Annotated in this window: 23 protein-coding genes; 8 read left to right on the forward strand and 15 right to left on the reverse strand. The window is 38.5% G+C overall.

Features of this window, described 5'->3' with window-relative positions; genetic code table 11:
* Window positions 1-99: 99 nt before the first annotated feature.
* The 3 genes from EGX95_RS23555 to EGX95_RS23565 form a co-directional block, all read right to left on the reverse strand.
* Window positions 100-864, reverse strand: a complete 765-nt coding sequence (locus EGX95_RS23555; RefSeq protein WP_000276467.1) for a TIGR01457 family HAD-type hydrolase — start codon at window positions 862-864, stop codon at window positions 100-102.
* A gap of 109 nt (window positions 865-973) precedes the next feature.
* Entirely contained in the window at window positions 974-1606 is a 633-nt protein-coding gene (locus EGX95_RS23560) for a helix-turn-helix transcriptional regulator (RefSeq protein ID WP_000503354.1), read from the reverse strand.
* A gap of 80 nt (window positions 1607-1686) precedes the next feature.
* The gene (locus EGX95_RS23565; RefSeq protein ID WP_000274006.1) at window positions 1687-2127 is read right to left on the reverse strand and encodes a DUF86 domain-containing protein; all 441 of its coding nucleotides are present in this window, start codon (window positions 2125-2127) and stop codon (window positions 1687-1689) included.
* 147 nt (window positions 2128-2274) lie between these two features.
* On the opposite strand from EGX95_RS23565, the gene glpX reads away from it, so the two are divergent.
* The 3 genes from glpX (at window position 2275) to EGX95_RS23585 (ending at window position 4400) form a co-directional block, all read left to right on the forward strand.
* The gene (gene glpX, locus EGX95_RS23570) at window positions 2275-3246 is read left to right on the forward strand and encodes a class II fructose-bisphosphatase (protein WP_000439090.1); all 972 of its coding nucleotides are present in this window, start codon (window positions 2275-2277) and stop codon (window positions 3244-3246) included.
* A 16-nt stretch (window positions 3247-3262) separates the two neighbouring features.
* Window positions 3263-3529, forward strand: a complete 267-nt coding sequence (locus tag EGX95_RS23575) for a DUF3055 domain-containing protein (RefSeq protein ID WP_000392606.1) — start codon at window positions 3263-3265, stop codon at window positions 3527-3529.
* A 373-nt stretch (window positions 3530-3902) separates the two neighbouring features.
* On the forward strand, window positions 3903-4400 hold the full coding sequence (locus EGX95_RS23585) for a hypothetical protein (RefSeq protein ID WP_001174567.1): 498 nt from the start codon (window positions 3903-3905) through the stop codon (window positions 4398-4400).
* Window positions 4401-4445: 45 nt separating this feature from the next.
* Here EGX95_RS23585 and EGX95_RS23590 read toward each other — a convergent pair whose 3' ends face one another.
* Window positions 4446-4748 (reverse strand): YutD family protein, encoded by a 303-nt coding sequence (locus tag EGX95_RS23590; protein WP_000435943.1) that lies wholly within the window; start codon window positions 4746-4748, stop codon window positions 4446-4448.
* Between the two features lie 118 nt (window positions 4749-4866).
* Here EGX95_RS23590 and EGX95_RS23595 point away from each other — a divergent pair, with 118 nt between their 5' ends.
* Window positions 4867-5445, forward strand: a complete 579-nt coding sequence (locus tag EGX95_RS23595) for a YhcN/YlaJ family sporulation lipoprotein (protein WP_000744130.1) — start codon at window positions 4867-4869, stop codon at window positions 5443-5445.
* A 37-nt stretch (window positions 5446-5482) separates the two neighbouring features.
* Here the strand turns inward: EGX95_RS23595 and EGX95_RS23600 are convergent, their stop codons facing one another.
* Window positions 5483-6214, reverse strand: a complete 732-nt coding sequence (locus tag EGX95_RS23600) for a MerR family transcriptional regulator (RefSeq protein WP_001241009.1) — start codon at window positions 6212-6214, stop codon at window positions 5483-5485.
* Window positions 6215-6299: 85 nt separating this feature from the next.
* On the opposite strand from EGX95_RS23600, the gene EGX95_RS23605 reads away from it, so the two are divergent.
* Window positions 6300-7115 carry a YhfC family intramembrane metalloprotease gene (locus EGX95_RS23605; RefSeq protein WP_002028770.1) on the forward strand — a complete coding sequence of 272 codons (816 nt, stop codon included), beginning with the start codon at window positions 6300-6302 and terminating at the stop codon, window positions 7113-7115.
* A 22-nt stretch (window positions 7116-7137) separates the two neighbouring features.
* Here the strand turns inward: EGX95_RS23605 and EGX95_RS23610 are convergent, their stop codons facing one another.
* The gene (locus EGX95_RS23610) at window positions 7138-7581 is read right to left on the reverse strand and encodes a hypothetical protein (protein ID WP_000738184.1); all 444 of its coding nucleotides are present in this window, start codon (window positions 7579-7581) and stop codon (window positions 7138-7140) included.
* A 132-nt stretch (window positions 7582-7713) separates the two neighbouring features.
* On the opposite strand from EGX95_RS23610, the gene EGX95_RS23615 reads away from it, so the two are divergent.
* Both EGX95_RS23615 and EGX95_RS23620 read left to right on the forward strand, forming a co-directional pair.
* Window positions 7714-8268, forward strand: coding sequence for a histidine phosphatase family protein (locus EGX95_RS23615; protein WP_000721019.1), 555 nt, complete (start codon window positions 7714-7716; stop codon window positions 8266-8268).
* A gap of 74 nt (window positions 8269-8342) precedes the next feature.
* Window positions 8343-8822, forward strand: a complete 480-nt coding sequence (locus EGX95_RS23620; protein ID WP_000272743.1) for a YbaK/EbsC family protein — start codon at window positions 8343-8345, stop codon at window positions 8820-8822.
* 20 nt (window positions 8823-8842) lie between these two features.
* On the opposite strand, the gene lipA is transcribed toward EGX95_RS23620, so the two are convergent.
* Complete coding sequence (gene lipA, locus EGX95_RS23625) at window positions 8843-9739, reverse strand: lipoyl synthase (protein ID WP_000166370.1); 897 nt, start codon at window positions 9737-9739, stop codon at window positions 8843-8845.
* Between the two features lie 189 nt (window positions 9740-9928).
* On the opposite strand from lipA, the gene EGX95_RS23630 reads away from it, so the two are divergent.
* Complete coding sequence (locus EGX95_RS23630) at window positions 9929-10912, forward strand: M23 family metallopeptidase (protein WP_000944673.1); 984 nt, start codon at window positions 9929-9931, stop codon at window positions 10910-10912.
* A gap of 36 nt (window positions 10913-10948) precedes the next feature.
* Here the strand turns inward: EGX95_RS23630 and yunB are convergent, their stop codons facing one another.
* The 8 genes from yunB to sufC all read right to left on the reverse strand — a co-directional run bounded on the left by yunB (window position 10949) and on the right by sufC (window position 19358).
* A complete protein-coding gene (gene yunB, locus EGX95_RS23635; RefSeq protein WP_002163411.1) occupies window positions 10949-11680 on the reverse strand; it encodes a sporulation protein YunB in 732 nt (243 codons plus the stop codon).
* Between the two features lie 54 nt (window positions 11681-11734).
* Complete coding sequence (locus EGX95_RS23640) at window positions 11735-12037, reverse strand: YunC family protein (RefSeq protein ID WP_000248463.1); 303 nt, start codon at window positions 12035-12037, stop codon at window positions 11735-11737.
* A 65-nt stretch (window positions 12038-12102) separates the two neighbouring features.
* Complete coding sequence (locus tag EGX95_RS23645) at window positions 12103-13518, reverse strand: bifunctional metallophosphatase/5'-nucleotidase (RefSeq protein ID WP_210737620.1); 1416 nt, start codon at window positions 13516-13518, stop codon at window positions 12103-12105.
* Between the two features lie 659 nt (window positions 13519-14177).
* Window positions 14178-15575, reverse strand: a complete 1398-nt coding sequence (gene sufB, locus EGX95_RS23655; RefSeq protein WP_001118823.1) for a Fe-S cluster assembly protein SufB — start codon at window positions 15573-15575, stop codon at window positions 14178-14180.
* Between the two features lie 48 nt (window positions 15576-15623).
* A complete protein-coding gene (gene sufU / locus EGX95_RS23660) occupies window positions 15624-16055 on the reverse strand; it encodes a Fe-S cluster assembly sulfur transfer protein SufU (RefSeq protein WP_000009523.1) in 432 nt (143 codons plus the stop codon).
* Entirely contained in the window at window positions 16045-17265 is a 1221-nt protein-coding gene (gene sufS, locus EGX95_RS23665) for a cysteine desulfurase SufS (protein WP_001020770.1), read from the reverse strand. The genes sufU and sufS overlap by 11 nt, the downstream gene beginning before the upstream one ends.
* The gene (gene sufD, locus EGX95_RS23670) at window positions 17265-18557 is read right to left on the reverse strand and encodes a Fe-S cluster assembly protein SufD (RefSeq protein ID WP_000152163.1); all 1293 of its coding nucleotides are present in this window, start codon (window positions 18555-18557) and stop codon (window positions 17265-17267) included. The genes sufS and sufD overlap by 1 nt, the downstream gene beginning before the upstream one ends.
* A gap of 15 nt (window positions 18558-18572) precedes the next feature.
* Window positions 18573-19358: a Fe-S cluster assembly ATPase SufC gene (gene sufC, locus EGX95_RS23675; protein ID WP_000929157.1), complete on the reverse strand. Its 786-nt coding sequence runs from the start codon at window positions 19356-19358 to the stop codon at window positions 18573-18575.
* Window positions 19359-19427 lie beyond the last annotated feature (69 nt).

Raw genomic sequence — 19427 nt, forward strand, 5'->3', positions numbered from 1 at the left:
CGCAACTTAAATTATATCGACTTACAGACAAAAACCGACACTATTCACAACTGAATATTAGAAAAAAAGCTGCTCCAAAGTTTGGAACAGCTTTCTTCATTACATCTTCTCAATCCACTCCGTCAAGTTATGCACAACTTGCGTCGGTTGTACTTCATATTCTGTTAACTTCTCCACAGTTGTTACTCCAGTGTGGACAAGAAGTGTATGCATGCCAGCATTGATTCCTGCTAAAATATCTGTATCGTAGTTATCCCCAACCATTAAGGCTTCATTCTTTTCTATGCCAAGCACTTTTAAAGCTTGTTCCATAATGATTGATTCTGGTTTTCCGATAAAGATTGGATCCACACCTGTTGATACTGCTACAACTGATGTTAATGAACCGTTACCTGGTAGTAACCCGCGCTCAGTCGGAATGGCAATGTCTCCATTTGTAGAAATAAACGTTGCGCCGTTACGTACAGCAAGACAAGCTTTTGCTAACTTTTCATATGTGATGTCACGATCTAAACCAACAACAACGAAATCAGGATTTTCATCCACAAGTTCAAATCCTTTTTCCACAAGTGCATCATGTAAGCCTTCTTCACCAATCATATATACAGTTGCGTCTTGTTTACGTTCGTAAATGAAGTTTGCTGTTGCCATACTCGTTGTGAATACTTGCTCTGCTTTCGCTGGAATATCGAAACGAACAAGTTTTTCTGCCACTTGTTCTGGTTTACGAGTTGAGTTATTCGTAACGAATAAATATGGAATGCCGCGCTCTCCTAATGCTTTTACGAAATCGCTCGCTTCTTCAATTTGTTCTTCTCCGCGATACATTGTACCGTCTAAATCAATTAAGTAACCTTTATACATCGATTATGTCTCTCCTTCTATGCTAACGTTCTCACCTTATCATACCACTCTTATATTACCCGCTTTTTACAAAGAAAAAAACGCTTTACCTTAAAGCGCCCCATAACGTTCATTTTTTCTCTTTTATTTGGTAAGAACAACTACAATCACCCTCGCACATGTTTGCTAGCGTCTTTACTTCTGCTCCTGCAAATAAACGATTATACATCTCTTTTTCATCTTCACATACTTGCGGGAATCTCTCAGCGATTTCCTTTAACGGACAGTTTTGTTTTTCAATTATGAAAGAGTTCTCTCCATCTCTCTTAATTTGAACCATATAACCATTTTTCTCTTGCATAGCTGCTATCTCTTGCACTTTATATGCTAAATTCTTTTGATTACTTACGCGCTTTTGTAACTGTTCTTCCATACGCTTCGTTCTTTCTTTTAAAACGTAACGAAGTATTTTTTCATCGCCCATTCGCGCTAAATCTTCTAGCATATCAATCGCAAATTGCTTATACTCTTTCGGGAATGTATCTTCTCCCTTTTCACTTAATCCATACAAATAAGTTGGTCTTCCGACATGTTGCCTTACCATCTTGGAATAGATGAAACCATCCTTCTCAAGATTACTTAAATGTCTTCGAATCGCCATTTCTGTAATCTCTAAAACTTCAGCTAGTTCCGCTACCGTGTGCTCTCCCTTTACTTTCAACAATTGTACAATCTCGTCTTTCGTAGTACGTGCTTCCCCCATACTTCACCCTTCTCCCTTTTCTTTCTCACATACAATATAAGATCCCCAAAAGGCATTCTCTGGGGATCTTATAAGCATAATTATTCTGGTACAAATGCAGATACAGGTCCTAATTCCTTTTCTAAATAACTGCGAATATTTGCTGGGTATTTCTCTACCACTGCAATATGTTTTTGAATCGTCTTATATAATTCATCATGATTCATTTGAATATAATCTTGCGTAAGCATTTTTCGAAGAAGGATAATTTCTTTCATCCCTTGTCCATCTTCTTCACTTATCACTCGCTCGTCCATTAAAATATCAATAATATCTTCATAGCTTCCTGGATCACGCATAATAAATCCATCAATCATCGCATTTCCTACATCTAATACACAATCAATAATAAGATGGGCTATGCGCTCTAATGCGTAAAATTCAAACTCGGTTTCATATATCTTTTTCTCTTGAAATGTACTTGTTGCTCGTTCTAAACATACTAGCATTTGTTCTATTTTCTTTCTGTCTACAAAATACATGAATGTCACCTACCTGGAAATTAAAGCATTTACATTTTAATTGTAACGCTTTCTTCTGAAAAAATCGACAATTTTTCGAATTCACCTTTTCTCCGTTATTTGTTATAGTTATATTTGTATGATTTTTGAAATTGGAGGAATGGAATCTTGGAACGTGAACTCGCACTAGAAATTGTCCGTGTAACAGAAGCAGCAGCCTTAGCATCCGCACAGTGGATGGGCCGCGGAAAGAAAAATGAAGCAGATGATGCAGCAACTACAGCAATGCGTGATATGTTCGATTCAGTAAACATGGCAGGTACAGTTGTAATTGGTGAAGGAGAACTTGATGAAGCACCGATGTTGTATATTGGTGAAGAACTAGGAACAGGTAACGGTCCAGAAGTAGACATCGCCGTTGATCCATTAGAAGGTACAAACATCGTTGCAAAAGGTCTTGCAAATGCAATGGCAGTTATTGCAATCGCAGACAAAGGGAACCTTCTTCATGCTCCTGATATGTACATGGAAAAAATCGCGGTTGGTCCAAAAGCAGCTGGTAAAATTAGCTTAGATGATCCAATTGAAAAAACAATTGAAATTGTAGCAGAAGCTAACAATAAAAAGATTCGTGATCTAACAGTTATCGTTCAAGAACGTGAACGTCATCAAGATATTATTGACCGTGTTCGTGCAAAAGGTGCACGCGTAAAATTATTTGGTGACGGTGATGTTGGTGCGTCAATCGCAACAGCACTACCTGGAACGGGTATCGACTTATTCGTAGGTATTGGCGGAGCTCCAGAAGGTGTTATTTCTGCAGCAGCATTAAAGTGCCTTGAAGGTGAAATGCAAGCTCGCTTAGTTCCAATGAACGAAGAAGAAGAAGCTCGTTGTCGTGAAATGGGATTAGAAGATCCTCGTCAACTTCTTATGTTAGATGACTTAGTATCTGGGGATGATGCAATCTTCTCAGCAACTGGTGTATCTGCTGGTGAGTTATTAGACGGTGTTAAATTCCTTGGCGGAGATTTAGCTGAAACATACTCTATCGTAATGCGTTACAAAACAAGAACAGTACGATTTATTAAAACACATCACCATTTAGATCATAAACCACACTTAAACTTAGATATTTAATAAAGGAGCCATGTGTATGGAAGAACGTTTCTTTCTGTACGACGATACTGTCGCTACAAAAACTCGTTTCGTTAGCTTTATGGGAGAAAATGAGCGTCACGATTTAGCGCTATTATACTCCGATCGTCATTACGGTAAAACAATTGTCCTTGATATGCAACGCAATAAATTTGCAATCATCGGTGCTGACGATTTAAACGAACCAGGCTACTTAGAGCATGCATTTTCTATGACTGAAGAAATTGCAGAAGAATTACGCTCATTTTTATTTGAACTTATATAATTTATCGTATGCACCAGCTATTTTAGCTGGTGTTTTTCCATCACGAGAATTTCGAATTTTCAATCTTTTGTGTTATAATTAAGAATAAATCTATTTGGATAGAAAGGACGTTATCTACGTATGCCAACATTTACTTTGTAATGGACCAGCAATTGGATAGCATTACTCTCAAAAAAGCACCGTGCTTTTTCAAGGGAGTAGTCTGCCCATTCCCATTACAAAGGAACGTATTGCATCTGTAGTATGATGTTTACGGAGGTTCCTCTTTGGGGAACCTCCTTTTATTTTTGTCTTTTTCTCATGCCTTCATACTACAAGACATCCAAATAGCTGTATTACGTTCCTTTACCACTACTATAAGAGGTGAAGGAAAATGCAGAAAGTACAACTTTCTTGGAGTTTATATGAAAACGAGCAAAACACAATCGAAAAATATTGTAAAAATTGCAGACGTACTACCCTATTTACCGACACAAATATTCGTAGGCATAACGCCAACGGAAAAAACATATACCGCTTTGCCATTTATAAATGTCCGAAAGACCATACGTGGAATCAAAAACTTCGTATTTATAAAGCATTTACTGATCACGTTGAAACAGTCGATATGACGCAGCAGGATCAGCCAGAAACAACTACTACCATTTCCATTACGCAACATCAAGAAAGCGGCATAACCGAAATCACGATCGTATTAGATATCGTTTTCGGTTCCCACCGCATCGATAAAGCCTTATCCACATATATTTCCGACTGGAGCCGTACACGCATTGTGGATAAAATTAAAAATGGGGATATTCAATTAAACGGACAACAAATGAAGCCAAATACAATACTTTCTGAAGGCGATCATATCTCGATTTGTTTGTAAGCAAAAATATGCAAAAAATCCTCTTACAATTGTAAGAGGATTTTTTTATTTCTTCACTTTTCGTAATACAAAATGTGCGCAACCGAAGTTACAGTACTCGTATAAATACTCCGTTAACGTACTAATTTTCGTATCATATGTCGCACGTTGGTTACTATCATCAAAGAATCCGCGCAATCTAAGTTGCTCATATCCCCAGTCCCCAACGATGTAATCATATTTATTTAAAATTTCTGCATAGCGCTCTTTAAATGCTTCTTCACTAAAACCGTCACGAAAGTTTTTAATTACTTCGTACTGAACATTATTAATGCTCACCGTAGCATGAATCTCTTGCTTTTGCTCCATCATTAACTTCCTCTCTAAGCATTCTTCTTTTTATCGTATCACAAAGCATAACAACCAACAATTTCAAATACAAAAAATTGCAAATTAGTACATGCTATGGAGAAGGAGGTGATACATCGTGAAAAAACAAATTTTACTTTCCCTTCTCACTCTTTCCTTATTTGCAGGCTGCCAATCAGCGAACAAAGCTGAAATGGAACGTGAAGAAGGAAGCCGTGTTCTTGTTTCCAATAAAAACGACATGTATCATACGGAAAATACAAATACAAGACTCACAAGAGTCGGTTATTCTTCTAAACAAAAGCATGAAGTATCTAACAAACAAGTAGGGGCCATTAATCGCGAGAAGGTCGCTGAAATGATTACAAGCATGACAGTCAAACTTCCTGACGTTACAAACGCTGCTACACTCGTTACTGATGATGAAGTGTTCGTTGTATACCATGCAAACACAACGGATCCAAAACTCGTAGCGGATCAAGTATATAGAGCTGCTTTGTCCATCGTTCCTCGCTATTATAAAGCATATGTATCAACAGACCAAAAGTTGATTTCTCAAATTCAAGGGCTTCAATCTGGCGCATTAAATGATACAGAATATACACAAAGCCTCGATATGTTAAAACGAGAAATGAGTAAAAATCCTCATTTGAACAATACGGGGGATCAGACTTTGAATGATATGATAAAAAAATAAAGAAGGTGGAGAAAACCTCCATCTTCTTTATTTTTTACTATTTCTTACGATTTGCGTAAACCTCCATCGCATCACACATAAACTGAGCTAATCCTTCACCAAACTTATCGATATTTTTCGTAAAGCGCTCATCAGCGACGTACATTTGACCAAGTCCTTTAAAAGCATCTAATGAATATTCACCGAATTTTTGCAAGTAATTGTACCATACTCCAATTGCTTCTTGTGCCTCTTTAGAATCTGGTGCCCCGTGTCTAAGCGCCGCTAAGTTTCTGTAAATCGTATTAAACTCTTCTTGGTTTTCTTTAGTCATACCTTTCGCATATTCATTCGCTTTATCTACAGCTCTGTCTCCCCATCTTTCACGCGCTTCTTCTTCGTACGGATTATGGCTGAAATCGAAGCCTTCAAATTTCTCTTTATTCGTCATTTCAATCTCTCCTTTTGTATGCTGAATTGTTTTATCAATCGTCGCAATCACTTTATCTAACCTAGCACGCTTTTCAAGAAGCATTTTTTTATGAAGCTGCAATGCCTCTTTCCGGTCAAATGATGGACTCATGATAATTTCTTTAATTTTCTTCAAAGGGAAGCCTAGTTCTTTAAAAAATAAAATTTGCTGCAATGTCTCTAAATTTTCATTGGAATACAGACGATATCCAGACTCTGTCGTCTCATCTGGGGTTAACAACCCAATTTCATCGTAATGATGCAGTGTGCGCACACTAATTCCAACTAAATTAGCTACTTCTTTTACCTTCATTGCCATGTGTATCTCCCCCTTAATACATACGATAAAGTATGACGCAACGTTAGAGTCAATAAGTAAATTCATTTTCTTTATAAAATATTTCATGCATAATAGATATGTACATATATTAGAAAGCGGTGAAAATATGGTTTCAAATACTGTAATTGCCAGCATCATCTTTCAACTCATTGTCTCGATTCTGGTCCCAATTATTGTACTCGTTTATTTCCGTAAAAAATATAATATAAATTGGAAAGTAGTCGGCATTGGTGTTCTTATCTTTATCGGATTTACCCAAATTCTCGAAACACCATTCCACCTATTTATGCGCGGTAATCCAGCAATCGCTCCAATTTTAGAAAATCCATTTGTTTTCGCACTTTATGGCGGACTAACTGCTGGTATTTTTGAAGAATTAGGACGCTTCGTTGCCTTCTTCTTCCTACTAAAAAAATATCAAGAATATAAAGATGGCTTTGCTTACGGAATCGGTCACGGCGGAATTGAATCCATTTTAGTTGGCGGATTCTCTGCATTCCAAGCACTTATATTTGCGAATTCAATTAACAACGGTAGCTTCGCCCAGATGGTCGAAAAAATGCCAGAACTAAGCCGCCTACAAGACATGTTAATTCAGCAACCTGCCTACTTATACTTCCTTGGCAGCTTAGAAAGAATTATGGCACTCGTGCTGCAAATCGCCTTTACAATGCTTGTTTTATACGCAGTAAAACAGAAGAAGTATATCTTCCTTGTGTACGCTATACTATTCCACGCACTTGTAGACTTCTTCGCGGCACTTTACCAAACGAAAACAATTAACATCTTTGTTGTAGAAGGAATTACCCTTCTCTTCACAATCGGTGCTATCATTCTTATTCGTAAAATGAAAGAGAAATTAATGAGTGTGCCAAAGTAAAAATAACCCGCCTGTTGGTGGGTTATTTTTTATATGGATTATCATAGTGATGATAACTTTTGCCACTTTGCAGCTCCTTCTTTGTTTCTGCATCTATAACGATGTACTTGTGTAACTCTTCTACTTCATTTTGAGAAAAGGAAGCGAAAAAATAAACTTGGCGATCAGGGTGAATAAATGAATCTTGAAGCACCACTTCACCCCGACAACCCGCGGCTGTTTTTTGTAGAAAGGAAAATTCTTCGTCGGGTACTTCTTTAAATAAAATCTTTTTTCGAACACTATACGCTGCATTATTGTATTCTTTATACATTTTCTTATCTAACTGTTCGTAAAACACATCTTCGCTCACAAATGGCTTATTTCGATTACTTGGATAATCTAACTTTTGATTGGATTGTGCATATGTTGTGGACAGTTGCGTAAGAAAACAAATCATGAATACGAGACATATCATTTTTTTCATACTGGCACCTCAATTTTCATTATCCACATTACTTTTCCACATCTATAAATCAATATGCCGTTTCCAATAAAAAGGAATTTTTTCCGCATTTGTCGAAGTATATAGCGTCAACTTGAAAGATGGGGATGAATTATGAAGAAAATCATTGTAATACGACATTGTTCAGCCGCTGGACAAGAACGTCATGCCGAATTAACGACCGATGGAAAAAAACAAGCAAACACCCTTGCTACATTCCTTTTAGAAAACCAACTACAAATAGATCATATTATTTCAAGCCCATTTGTGCGAGCTATCGATTCTATTCGGCCCTATGCACTCCAAGCTAATTTGTCTATCCAAGAAGATGAACGCTTAGCTGAACGCATATTAAGCGACGTTTCAATGGACGATTGGATGCAAAAACTAGAATCTACTTTTACAAATATAGATATTGCCTTTTCAGGCGGAGAGTCAACAAAACAAGCAACGGACCGTGCTATATCGCTTATCGAAGACGTTTTAAAATTAAACCATACTACAATATTACTCGTTACACATGGAAACTTACTTACGCTCATTTTAAAGCACTTTGATCATACGATCGGCTTTCATGAATGGAGAGCTTTAACGAATCCTGATATGTACGAAATTACAATTGATGAACAATGTAGCCTAAAACGATTATGGAAAGCACCGTCCAAGTAATATCTCTTTCCAACACATTCAGTTGACGCCACGAGAAGAAACTGTACTAATAATAGAAAGGGGTATCACTCCATATGTACGAAGATGTACTTGCTTTACTACATAAAACAAATGTTTCTTATGAAAAATTCGAACACGAACCGGTACTCGATTATGAGACAGATCGGATCGTACGCGAGAGGCTTGGCCTACAAGGTACTCCAAGTAAAAGCTTATTTTTAAAATCAAAGGCTGGAGATTATTACGTATTTTTCACGTTAGAGGGCACAAGGCTTAACCGCGGAGAGATGAAAGAACTAACAGGAGAACGCTTATCTCTCTGTTCCGCTGATGAACTGCGAGACAAAACTGGTTGTACGCCAGGATGTGTAGCTCCTTTCGGGTATTCACACGATGTAACAATTATTGTGGATAACGCTATTTATACGTACGATAAAATTTTAATTACACCTGGTGTACCTGAATTTACAATTGAATTATCCACAGAAGAATTAAAAAAGATTTTATTAACATGTTCAAATACTGTTTTGGAGTACAAACAAAAAGAGAGCTAATCATTAGCTCCCTTTTTTCATTATTTTGCTTCTGCTGTGTTTTCTTTTGCAGAACGAACTTGCTCGTCCGCATGGTAAGAAGAACGCACAAGTGGGCCAGCTTCACAGTGGCTAAAGCCTTTGCTAAGTGCAATTTCTTTTAGCTCTGCAAATTCCGCTGGTGGGTAATATTTAAGAACTGGTAAATGCTTCTTAGATGGTTGTAGGTATTGTCCAAGAGTTAAAATATCCACATTGTTTGCACGTAAGTCATCCATTGCTTCAATTAAATCTTCTCTCGTTTCACCTAAGCCCACCATAATGCTCGATTTAGTTGGAATATCAGGCTGCATTTCTTTCGCTCGACGTAAAAACTCTAATGAACGATCATATTTTGCTCTAGCGCGAACTCGGTCAGATAATCGACGTACTGTTTCAATGTTATGGTTTAAAATATCTGGTTTTGCATCCATTAACATTTTTAAGTTTTCTTCTACTCCACCCATATCAGATGGTAATACTTCAATTGACGTAAATGGATTTTTACGACGAACAGCGCGTACTGTTTCAGCAAAAACAGCTGCTCCCCCGTCTTTTAAATCATCACGTGCAACCGCTGTTATAACAACGTGCTTTAAGCCCATTTGTACTACAGAATCTGCTACGCGTTCTGGCTCTTGTAAATCAAGCTCAGTTGGTAAGCCTGTTTTAACCGCACAGAAACGACAAGCACGTGTACATACTGCACCTAAAATCATGAATGTTGCTGTTTTTCTTACAGCCCAGCATTCATGAATATTCGGACATTTCGCTTCTTCACAAACTGTATGAAGATTCTTAGAACGCATCATTTTCTTTAAGCCTGTATAGTTTTCATTCGTGTTTAACTTAATTTTCAACCATTCGGGCTTGCGCTTATATTCTGTTTGTTTTGTCATGGTTATCAACTCCGCACAATATGAAATAGTTTACCGTGTTCGCTTCTTTCAATGTAACATATCTATTCTAACGTATGAAAGCGATTTGCTCAAATGAAGATTCTAAGATTTTTTCCAATCGTTCCCTATAATGAAATACTCCGTATATCCCACACTAAAAAGAGTGATGATGTGAAAGGAGTCTATTTCATGCTTCGAAAAATTTCTCTTTTGCTTTCGATTTGCTTTCTTCTCCACCAAAACATCGCTTACGGTGAAGATAATCAGCAAAGCATATACGAAAAGCGCATGGCACTATATAAAGAAACCGAGCAATCTTCAGGCATTCCGTGGTATTACTTAGCTGCAATGGATCAATACGAAAGAAATATACGGAGCGTAAGAAAAGATATTCCGAAAAAACCAGATGCCATCATTTCCCTTTATTTCAAACCAGAAATATGGGCTGGACCTGTTAATGGTAACGACACTCTCCCCCATACAATTGCTCTATTTGGCGGGTTAGGTTTAGATGGTGACAAAGATGGATTTGCAAATGCAAATAACGACCGTGATCTTTTGCATACAGCAGCAACGATTTTAAAGAAACAAGGAACGTCAGAAGAACGCATTAAAATCATGCTCTGGGAATATTATAGACGTGCAAAAACAGTTGATTTAATTACCGAATACGCCCAAATTTATAAACATTACGGACGTATTAATTTAGAAGGAAATGCGTTCCCTCTTCCAATTCGCAGTGACCATAGCTACCGTAGTACTTTTGGCGCTGGAAGAAGTTTTGGGGGAAGAAGGGTTCATGAAGGAACCGATATATTCGCAGGCTATGGCGTACCAGTAAGATCCACTTGCTATGGCATTATTGAAACAAAAGGCTGGAACCGCCTTGGCGGATGGCGCATCGGTATTCGTGACCTTCATAACAATTATCATTATTACGCTCACTTAGGCGGGTTCTCAAAAGAGATACAGCTTGGACAAATTGTCGAACCCGGAAAAGTAATCGGATTTGTTGGTAGCACCGGTTACGGTCCTCCCGGCACAGCTGGAAAATTCCCGCCTCACCTACATTTCGGCATGTATAAAGACAATGGTTATACAGAATGGGCTTTCGACCCCTACATGCACTTAAGTCTTTGGGAGCGAAAAGAACGCGCAAATACAAAACGATAACCGTAGCACATTGCTACGGTTATTTTTTCTTTATGACTAACTATCCGTTTTCTTTTTATCAGGTACAACAACACTTCCGCTTCCGTAATAAGTAGGCACTTCCCCTTGAACAATGCGCGTCGCAATCGGAACATCTTGTTTTACTTTTATTTCTTTCGTATGAAATGGAATAACCACTTGCAACGTGACTTCCATCTCCATAATAATTTGAATCGCTGTCGTATTGATCCCGTGCGGCTCAATTTTTTGTTTAATATCCGTATTTACATGACCAATCGTTGTGAAATCAATTGGAATGTCGGGTCCTATATTTCCAAGAAGCGCATTATTCGTTACACGGCCAAACGGAACTGTCATCGTTGCCCCATTTTTTTCAGAAATACCTAGCCCCTTCAAATTCCCTTGTTCTACTTGCTGTAAATATTTTTCTATGTATGTGGTCGTTGACGTTACGATTTCATTTACTTGCTTCGTATTTAAATTAATTGTGGACACTTTCCCGTTTTTATCATTTTGTACTTTCATTAATGAATCGACATCGAATCCCTCATCGATCCTATCTTTTACCGCCTTCGTCATAACCGCTGTCGCCATTTTATGTGTCTCTACTTCTCCATATTTCATTAATGTCGGCTGAATGCTGCTATTCACAATCCATAATCCTTGCACGAGTAATATGACAAAAAGAATAAACGACATAAGCAGTATGTGCCGAAAGGAAATAGGTCCCCTTCGAAACCGCGAATTTTTCGAACGAAATATACTCATACAAAACCCTCCTTCTTATATCATTTCTATGCAAGAAGGAGGGACGATATATGCTTATCTCATTTTTAATAATGCTTCTTTTCCGATTGTGCCAGCCGTAATACCTAACGCTTCGGCTTCAATCGTTACTGATTCTAGCGGTGCTTCAAGAAGTTGTTCAATCGTTCTTACACCAACCGCACGGCCAGCAATAATACCTCGATCCCCTAACTTCTCATTTAAAAGACCTACATCTAATGCACCGCACATAATATATCCTTTATCGCTCATTACAGCTAGCAAATTTGTCTTTGGAAGTTTGACGCTAACCGCAATAAACGTATAATTATCGATTATAATCGGCTCTACATTAACCATAGTTCACACTCCTCTCTTTCTTATCTGTATGACAAGAGAAAAATGAGTGTTACAAGTTAACTAGCCTATAGTTTGACGGAAGATGTATAAGTTATTAACATGTCTGTTAACACATCTCTAAGTAGTTCTGGCATATAATATTGTTTGTTAGAAAGTGTGGATAGCTCTGGGTATAAGTAGCCAAATGTAAACATATCAATCGTTCCTACTGTATATATACGTTCTAATTCCAGCGATTCCCCGTTAATTAATACATCTTCCAGTAAAATTTTATTCCCGGGAATCGTATCTGGGATGACTTCTACACCAGCATAAATCATTTTCCCCATCACTTTCCCCCGAAATCCAAACCCTTTTACCTCAAGGTTCTCCATATTCGGGCGACGTGCTTTCAAGATCACTTCTCTTAACATTTTCCCCGGCACTTTTAATAGACATGGATTAATTGGATGTGGACAAATTCTGTGAATATCTCCACGCGTCACAACGCCTTCTTCTAATCCTTCAAGAAGTACACCAGCGTTCACCATGCCAATCTCTGCACCGCACCACGTTTTCAACGCATTTGCTAACATGTGCGGAAATGCTGTCTCATGAAACCAATCAACCGGTAATGATTCCTTTAAATGAACAACAGGTTCTTCCATAATATGTTTACTTTCTTCCTGCAGCGCCTCAATTGTGGATAACGGTTTGCTATAAGCACCTAAACGTTCAGTCTTAATTGCTCTACCATCCTTTTTCAACAGCTTCTTCGTCTCTTTATCCACAGTAAGCTGAACGTGCCCAACGTAACGTCCCCACTTTTCACAACAACAAAGTAACGTATGATTCATAAGAACACCACGCTCAAATAAATGATGCGTATGTGCCCCTAAAATAACATCTATATCATAATGTTCCGCCATATACTCATCCATACTTTTTCCAAGGTGAGAAAGGACAACCGTTATATGAGCCTCATCTCTCACTTCTTCTAAAATAGACTCTAAATGCTCGATTGGATCTTCAATATGCCAATCTAACATTTGATAAAACTCTGGATATGCAACCGTTAATCCGATAAAAGCAATTGTAATCCCATCTGTCGTTGTATGTAATTTATAAGGCTTTGCCCACTCTGGACGTACCCCTTCTTTTTCAAATAAATTCGCGACAAGCACCTCAAATCCAGCATCATCATATAGACGATTCAAATGCTCCTTCGCTAACGTAATTCCTTCATTATTTCCGATCGTTACATAATCATATAACGCCTCATTTAAAAGCTTCGTATTGCCAAGCCCATTCGTCGCTTCCGAAATACTATGAAAACGATCCACATGATCGCCGATATCTACAGTCAAAACGGTCTCTCCCGCTTCCTGTCTTCGCTTTTTCTCTCCTTGTACAAACCGAGAAATTTGCGGCCAATTTTCAAAATGACTATGTATATCGTTTGTATGATAAAGGTGGATGATTGTTTCTTTATTTATATTCAGAGAAAAAACCTCCTCTCAGTTCCTTACTGCCATTTACGCTATGCGTACGCAATAATCCTGTAAATACTTTTCGTCTTTTCTTGCTATTTTACATTGTACTCGCATTGTGAGAAAAAGCAAAAGATTGTCCTTTTTCATATGAGAAACTTTACTTTTTCCAGTCTGGGGATTAGTTGGTAGAGCGGGGATTTGTCAGAAAGTTCAACAGGAGATTCGCAGGTCTTTTTTCAATTGGATTCACCAGGGGATTTGTCAGTATCTTTGCCTTACTTCCAGTCGGTCCCCTTTCATATAAAATGTTGCAGGGTATATGAAGAATTTCTTTTGTCGTAATTTGTTGATAAGTCGATATCCCTTGTCGAATCGTCGATATATTGAAATAATCGCTGATATATTCGGAGTTATCGTCGATATATTTGAAAAATCGCTGATATATTTATCCAGAAACCTACCTGGGTATCTCGGCTAACCCCACCCCAAGCCCAACTCACACAATAAAAAAAAGCGCCCTGCACAGCAGGGCGCTTCCTTTATATATTATCCAGTTCCAGCGGCTAGAATGTTCGGTGGCTTCACTTCTTCCTATGAGGCAAAAAGCGCCTCTACGTCAGAAGCTCCATCCCCCTCACATTCTGGACGAGCCGCCTCCACTTTAAATATTAACCAATAGAACCTTCCATCTCAAACTTGATTAGGCGGTTCATTTCAACTGCGTATTCCATTGGAAGTTCGCGAGTGAATGGCTCGATGAAGCCCATTACGATCATTTCTGTAGCTTCTTGCTCAGAAATACCGCGGCTCATTAGATAGAATAATTGTTCTTCTGATACTTTTGATACTTTCGCTTCGTGCTCAAGTGAAACGTAATCGTTTTTGATTTCGTTGTAAGGAATTGTATCAGATGTAGATTGGTTATCCATGATTAACGTGTCACACTCGATGTTAGAGCGAGAGTTTTTCGCTTTTGGTCCGAAGTGTACGATACCACGGTAAGTTACTTTACCACCATGCTTCGCAATCGATTTAGAAACGATTGTTGAAGACGTGTTTGGTGCTAAGTGAATCATTTTCGCACCAGCATCTTGGTGTTGGCCTTTACCAGCAATCGCGATAGATAATGTTAAACCACGAGCGCCTTCGCCTTTTAAGATAACTGCTGGGTATTTCATCGTTAATTTAGATCCGATGTTACCGTCAATCCATTCCATCGTTGCGTTTTCTTCACAAACCGCACGTTTTGTAACTAGGTTGTATACGTTGTTCGCCCAGTTTTGGATTGTTGTATAACGGCAATATGCATCTTTCTTAATAATGATTTCTACTACCGCACTGTGAAGTGAGTTAGTCGTGTAAACAGGTGCTGTACAACCTTCTACGTAGTGTACGTGTGCGCCTTCGTCTACGATGATAAGCGTACGCTCGAATTGTCCCATATTTTCAGAGTTAATACGGAAATACGCTTGAAGTGGTGTATCAACTTTCACACCTTTTGGAACGTAGATGAATGATCCACCAGACCAAACTGCAGAGTTTAATGCTGCGAATTTGTTGTCTGTTGGTGGGATTACTTTTCCGAAATGCTCACGGAAAATATCTTCGTTCTCTTTTAATGCGCTATCTGTATCTTTGAAGACGATTCCTAGAGCTTCTAGGTCTTCTTTCATGTTGTGGTATACAACTTCAGATTCGTACTGTGCAGATACACCAGCTAAATATTTTTGCTCAGCTTCTGGAATACCTAATTTATCAAATGTTGCTTTAATTTCATCAGGTACTTCATCCCAAGACTTCTCAGATTTCTCAGATGGTTTTACGTAGTACGTAATTTCATCGAAATCTAAGTCGTTTAAGTCGCCGCCCCATTGTGGCATTGGCATTTCATAGAACTTATCCAGTGATTTTAAACGGAAGTCTAACATCCACTGTGGTTCTTCTTTCATACGTGAAATCTCTTCAACGATCTCTTTTGTTAAACCGCGTCCAGCACGGAAAATCGAAACGTCTTTGTCTTTGAAACCATATTTATAATCGCCGATATCTGGCAGTTGCTTCGCCATGTTGGTGTGTCCCTCCTTAGATAACCTCGTTTTTAGGAACCTTTAACATTACTTATCTTCGTTTAAGCCCTTTTCTAACGCTTTCCACGCTAATGTTGCACATTTAATACGTGCAGGGAACTTGCATACGCCTTGTAATGCTTCAATATCTCCTAAATCGATGCTGTCATCGTACTCTTTTCCTAGCATCATGTCAGAGAAAATTTTAGAAAGCTGAAGTGCCTCTTCAATTTTCTTACCTTTTACTGCTTGTGTCATCATTGAAGCTGAAGACATTGAGATAGAACATCCTTCTCCTTCAAACTTCGCTTCTTGCACAATACCTTCTTCTACTTTCATCGTAAGTTGAATACGATCGCCGCAAGTTGGATTGTTCAAGTTCACTGTAACACTATCTTCTAACACGCCATGGTTACGAGGATTCTTATAATGATCCATAATAACTTGACGATATAACGTATCTAAATTATTAAATGACATTTGTGAAATACTCCTTTGTCTTGATTAGCGATTCAACAAATGTATCAATTTCTTCTTTTGTATTATATAAATAGAAGCTTGCACGTGCTGTTGAAGAAGCTTTCAGCCACTTCATAAGCGGTTGTGCACAGTGGTGTCCTGCGCGAACCGCAATACCTTCTACATCTAATACTGTCGCTACATCGTGAGGATGTACGTCTTCAATATTAAATGTAACAAGACCAGCGCGATGCTTTGGACCATAAATTGTAACGCCATCTACTTCTGATAGTCTTTCTAAAGCGTATTGCGCTAATTCATGCTCATGCTTTTCAATATTATCAAGACCGATTTCTTCTAGGAAATCAATTGCCGCACCAAGTCCGATTGCATTACCGATAATCGGCGTACCTGCTTCGAACTTCCACGGAAGCTCTTTCCAAGTAGATTCTTGTAAATCTACGAAATCAATCATTTCACCGCCAAATTCAATTGGCTCCATATTGTTTAGCAATTCTTTCTTACCATATAATACGCCGATACCTGTAGGGCCGCACATCTTATGAGCAGATAATGCGTAGAAATCACAGTTTAAATCTTGTACATCCACTTTCATATGAGGTGTACTTTGTGCACCGTCAACGACCATAATTGCGCCATTTTCATGTGCAATTGCTCCGATTTCTTTTACAGGGTTAATCGTTCCAAGTACGTTAGAAACATACATGATAGAAACGATTTTTGTATTCGGTGTAACTGTTTGACGAACATCTTCTAAAGAAATTGTACCGTCTGGTTGAAGCGGAAGGTATTTTAAAGTTGCGCCTGTTTTCTTCGCAACTTGCTGCCACGGAATGATGTTACTATGGTGCTCCATGTAAGAAATAACGATTTCATCGCCTTCTTTTACATTTTCAAGACCATAGCTAGCCGCTACTGTATTTAATGCAGTTGTCGTTCCGCGCGTGAAAATAATCTCTTCCATTGATTTCGCATTAATAAACTTGCGAACTTTCTCGCGTGCACCTTCATACGCGTCGGTAGCTTTCGTACCGAGCGTATGAACACCGCGATGCACGTTAGAGTTATATTCTTTATAGTAACGTTCTAACGTTTCAATGACTTGAATTGGTTTTTGAGAAGTTGCTGCACTATCGAAATAAACAAGTTGTTTGCCGTTCACTTTTTGATCAAGAATTGGAAACTGTTTGCGTATTTCATGAATATTCATTAGCGAACTTTCCTTTCAATTACCTCAACAAGCTGTGCCTTTACTCCTTCAATTGGAAGCTCATTAACTACAGGTGCTAAGAATCCATGGATGACTAAACGTTCTGCTTCGCGTTTTGGAATACCACGGCTCATTAAGTAGTATAGTTGAGTTGGATCTACGCGACCTACTGAAGCTGCGTGACCTGCCATAACATCATCTTCGTCAATTAAAAGAATTGGGTTTGCATCACCGCGTGCTTTCTCATCTAACATAAGAACGCGAGAAGATTGTTGTGCATTTGACTTAGATGCACCGTGTTCAATCTTACCAATTCCGTTAAAGATAGATGTTGCACTATCTTTTTGTACACCGTGTTTTAAAATCCAACCTTCAGAGTGTTTACCGAAGTGAACAACTTTAGTTGTAAAGTTTTGTGTTTGGTTACCACGGCCAATTGTTACTGTTTTCGTATCAGCATATGAACCGTCGCCCATTAAGTTTGTAACGTTCTCTGAAATTGTGTTTCCGTCATTCATAAGGCCTAGAGCCCAATCAACGCGGCCGTCGCGTCCAACAATACCGCGGCGGTTAACGTAAGTTGTTACGTCTTTCGCTAATAGATCAACCGCACCGAATTTCACTTGTGCGCCTTGTTCCACGATTACTTCTGCTACGATATTTGCAATACCTTTAGCATTTTCATTTGCAACGTAGTTTTCTACATAAGTTGCAGTACTGTTCGCATCAGCTACGAATAATACGTGGTTATATACGTTAGCTTCTTCGCCGTCTACTAAGAATACAGCTTGAAGTGGAGTTTCAAGAACAACGTTTTTCGGAACATATACGAATGCACCACCGTTGATTAATGCAGCATGAAGTGCAGTTAGACGATGCTCGTCTACCTTCACGCCGTCTTTCATTAAGTACTTTTGTACTAGTTCAGCATGCTCCGTTGCAGCTGTTACGATGTCTGTGAAAATAACACCTTTTTCTTTTGCTTCGTCTGCTAAAGAAACGAATGCAGCTGTACCAGTACGTTGCACTAATACACTGTTATTTTCATCGATTAAGTTTTTCACTGCTTCTGGAAGCTCTGTTAAAGAACTTACAGGCTCTTGCTTAGCAGCGTCGCCTTTTCCGATAAAGTCCCATTTGTCAATTTTCGTTTTATCAGGAGTTGGCATTGGAAGTTCAGTTGCTTGTGCAAGAGCTTGTAAGCGGAACTCAGTCAACCAAGCTGCTTCGTTTACTTCGCTTGCGCGTTGACGGATTGTTTCTTGATCGAAAGGTAATGTACCGATTGTCATGTTTATGCTCCTCTCTTACGCTTCTTGCTCTGTTGTTTCGTCTTCAATACCTAATTCTTTTTTAATCCAGTCGTAACCTTCAGCTTCTAGACGTTGTGCAAGCTCAGGTCCACCAGATTTAACGATACGACCGTTCATCATAACGTGAACGAAGTCTGGAGTGATGTAGTTTAATAAACGTTGGTAATGCGTAATCATTAGGCAACCGAAGTCTTCGCCGCGCATTTCGTTAATACCTTTAGATACAACTTTTAATGCATCGATATCAAGACCTGAGTCAATTTCGTCTAAGATTGCGATTTTTGGCTCAATCATCATTAATTGAAGAATTTCGTTACGTTTTTTCTCACCGCCAGAGAAACCTTCGTTTAAGTAACGTTGTGCCATTTCTGGATCCATTTCTAGGAATTCCATGTTTTTATCTAATTTACGGATAAATTTCATAAGAGAAATTTCATCGCCTTCTTCACGACGTGCGTTAATTGCAGAACGTAAGAAGTCAGCGTTTGTTACTCCGCTAATTTCACTTGGATATTGCATTGCTAGGAATAGACCTGCTTGTGCGCGCTCATCTACTTCCATTTCTAATACATCTTCACCGTCGATGATGATGCTACCTTCTGTTACTTCATATTTTGGGTGACCCATAATTGCAGAAGATAAAGTTGATTTACCTGTTCCGTTAGGTCCCATAATTGCGTGGATTTCTCCACCTTTTACTTCAAGGTTTACACCTTTTAAAATTTCTTTGCCATCAATTGATACGTGTAAGTCTTTAACCGTTAATGTAGAACCAGCCATCTCAATACCTCCATTAATCCTATATATACATTTTAAAAATTCCTAAAACGTTCATATTCTCATTTTATT

The organism is Bacillus sp. FDAARGOS_527, from assembly GCF_003812125.1.
GTDB lineage: Bacteria > Bacillota > Bacilli > Bacillales > Bacillaceae_G > Bacillus_A > Bacillus_A paranthracis.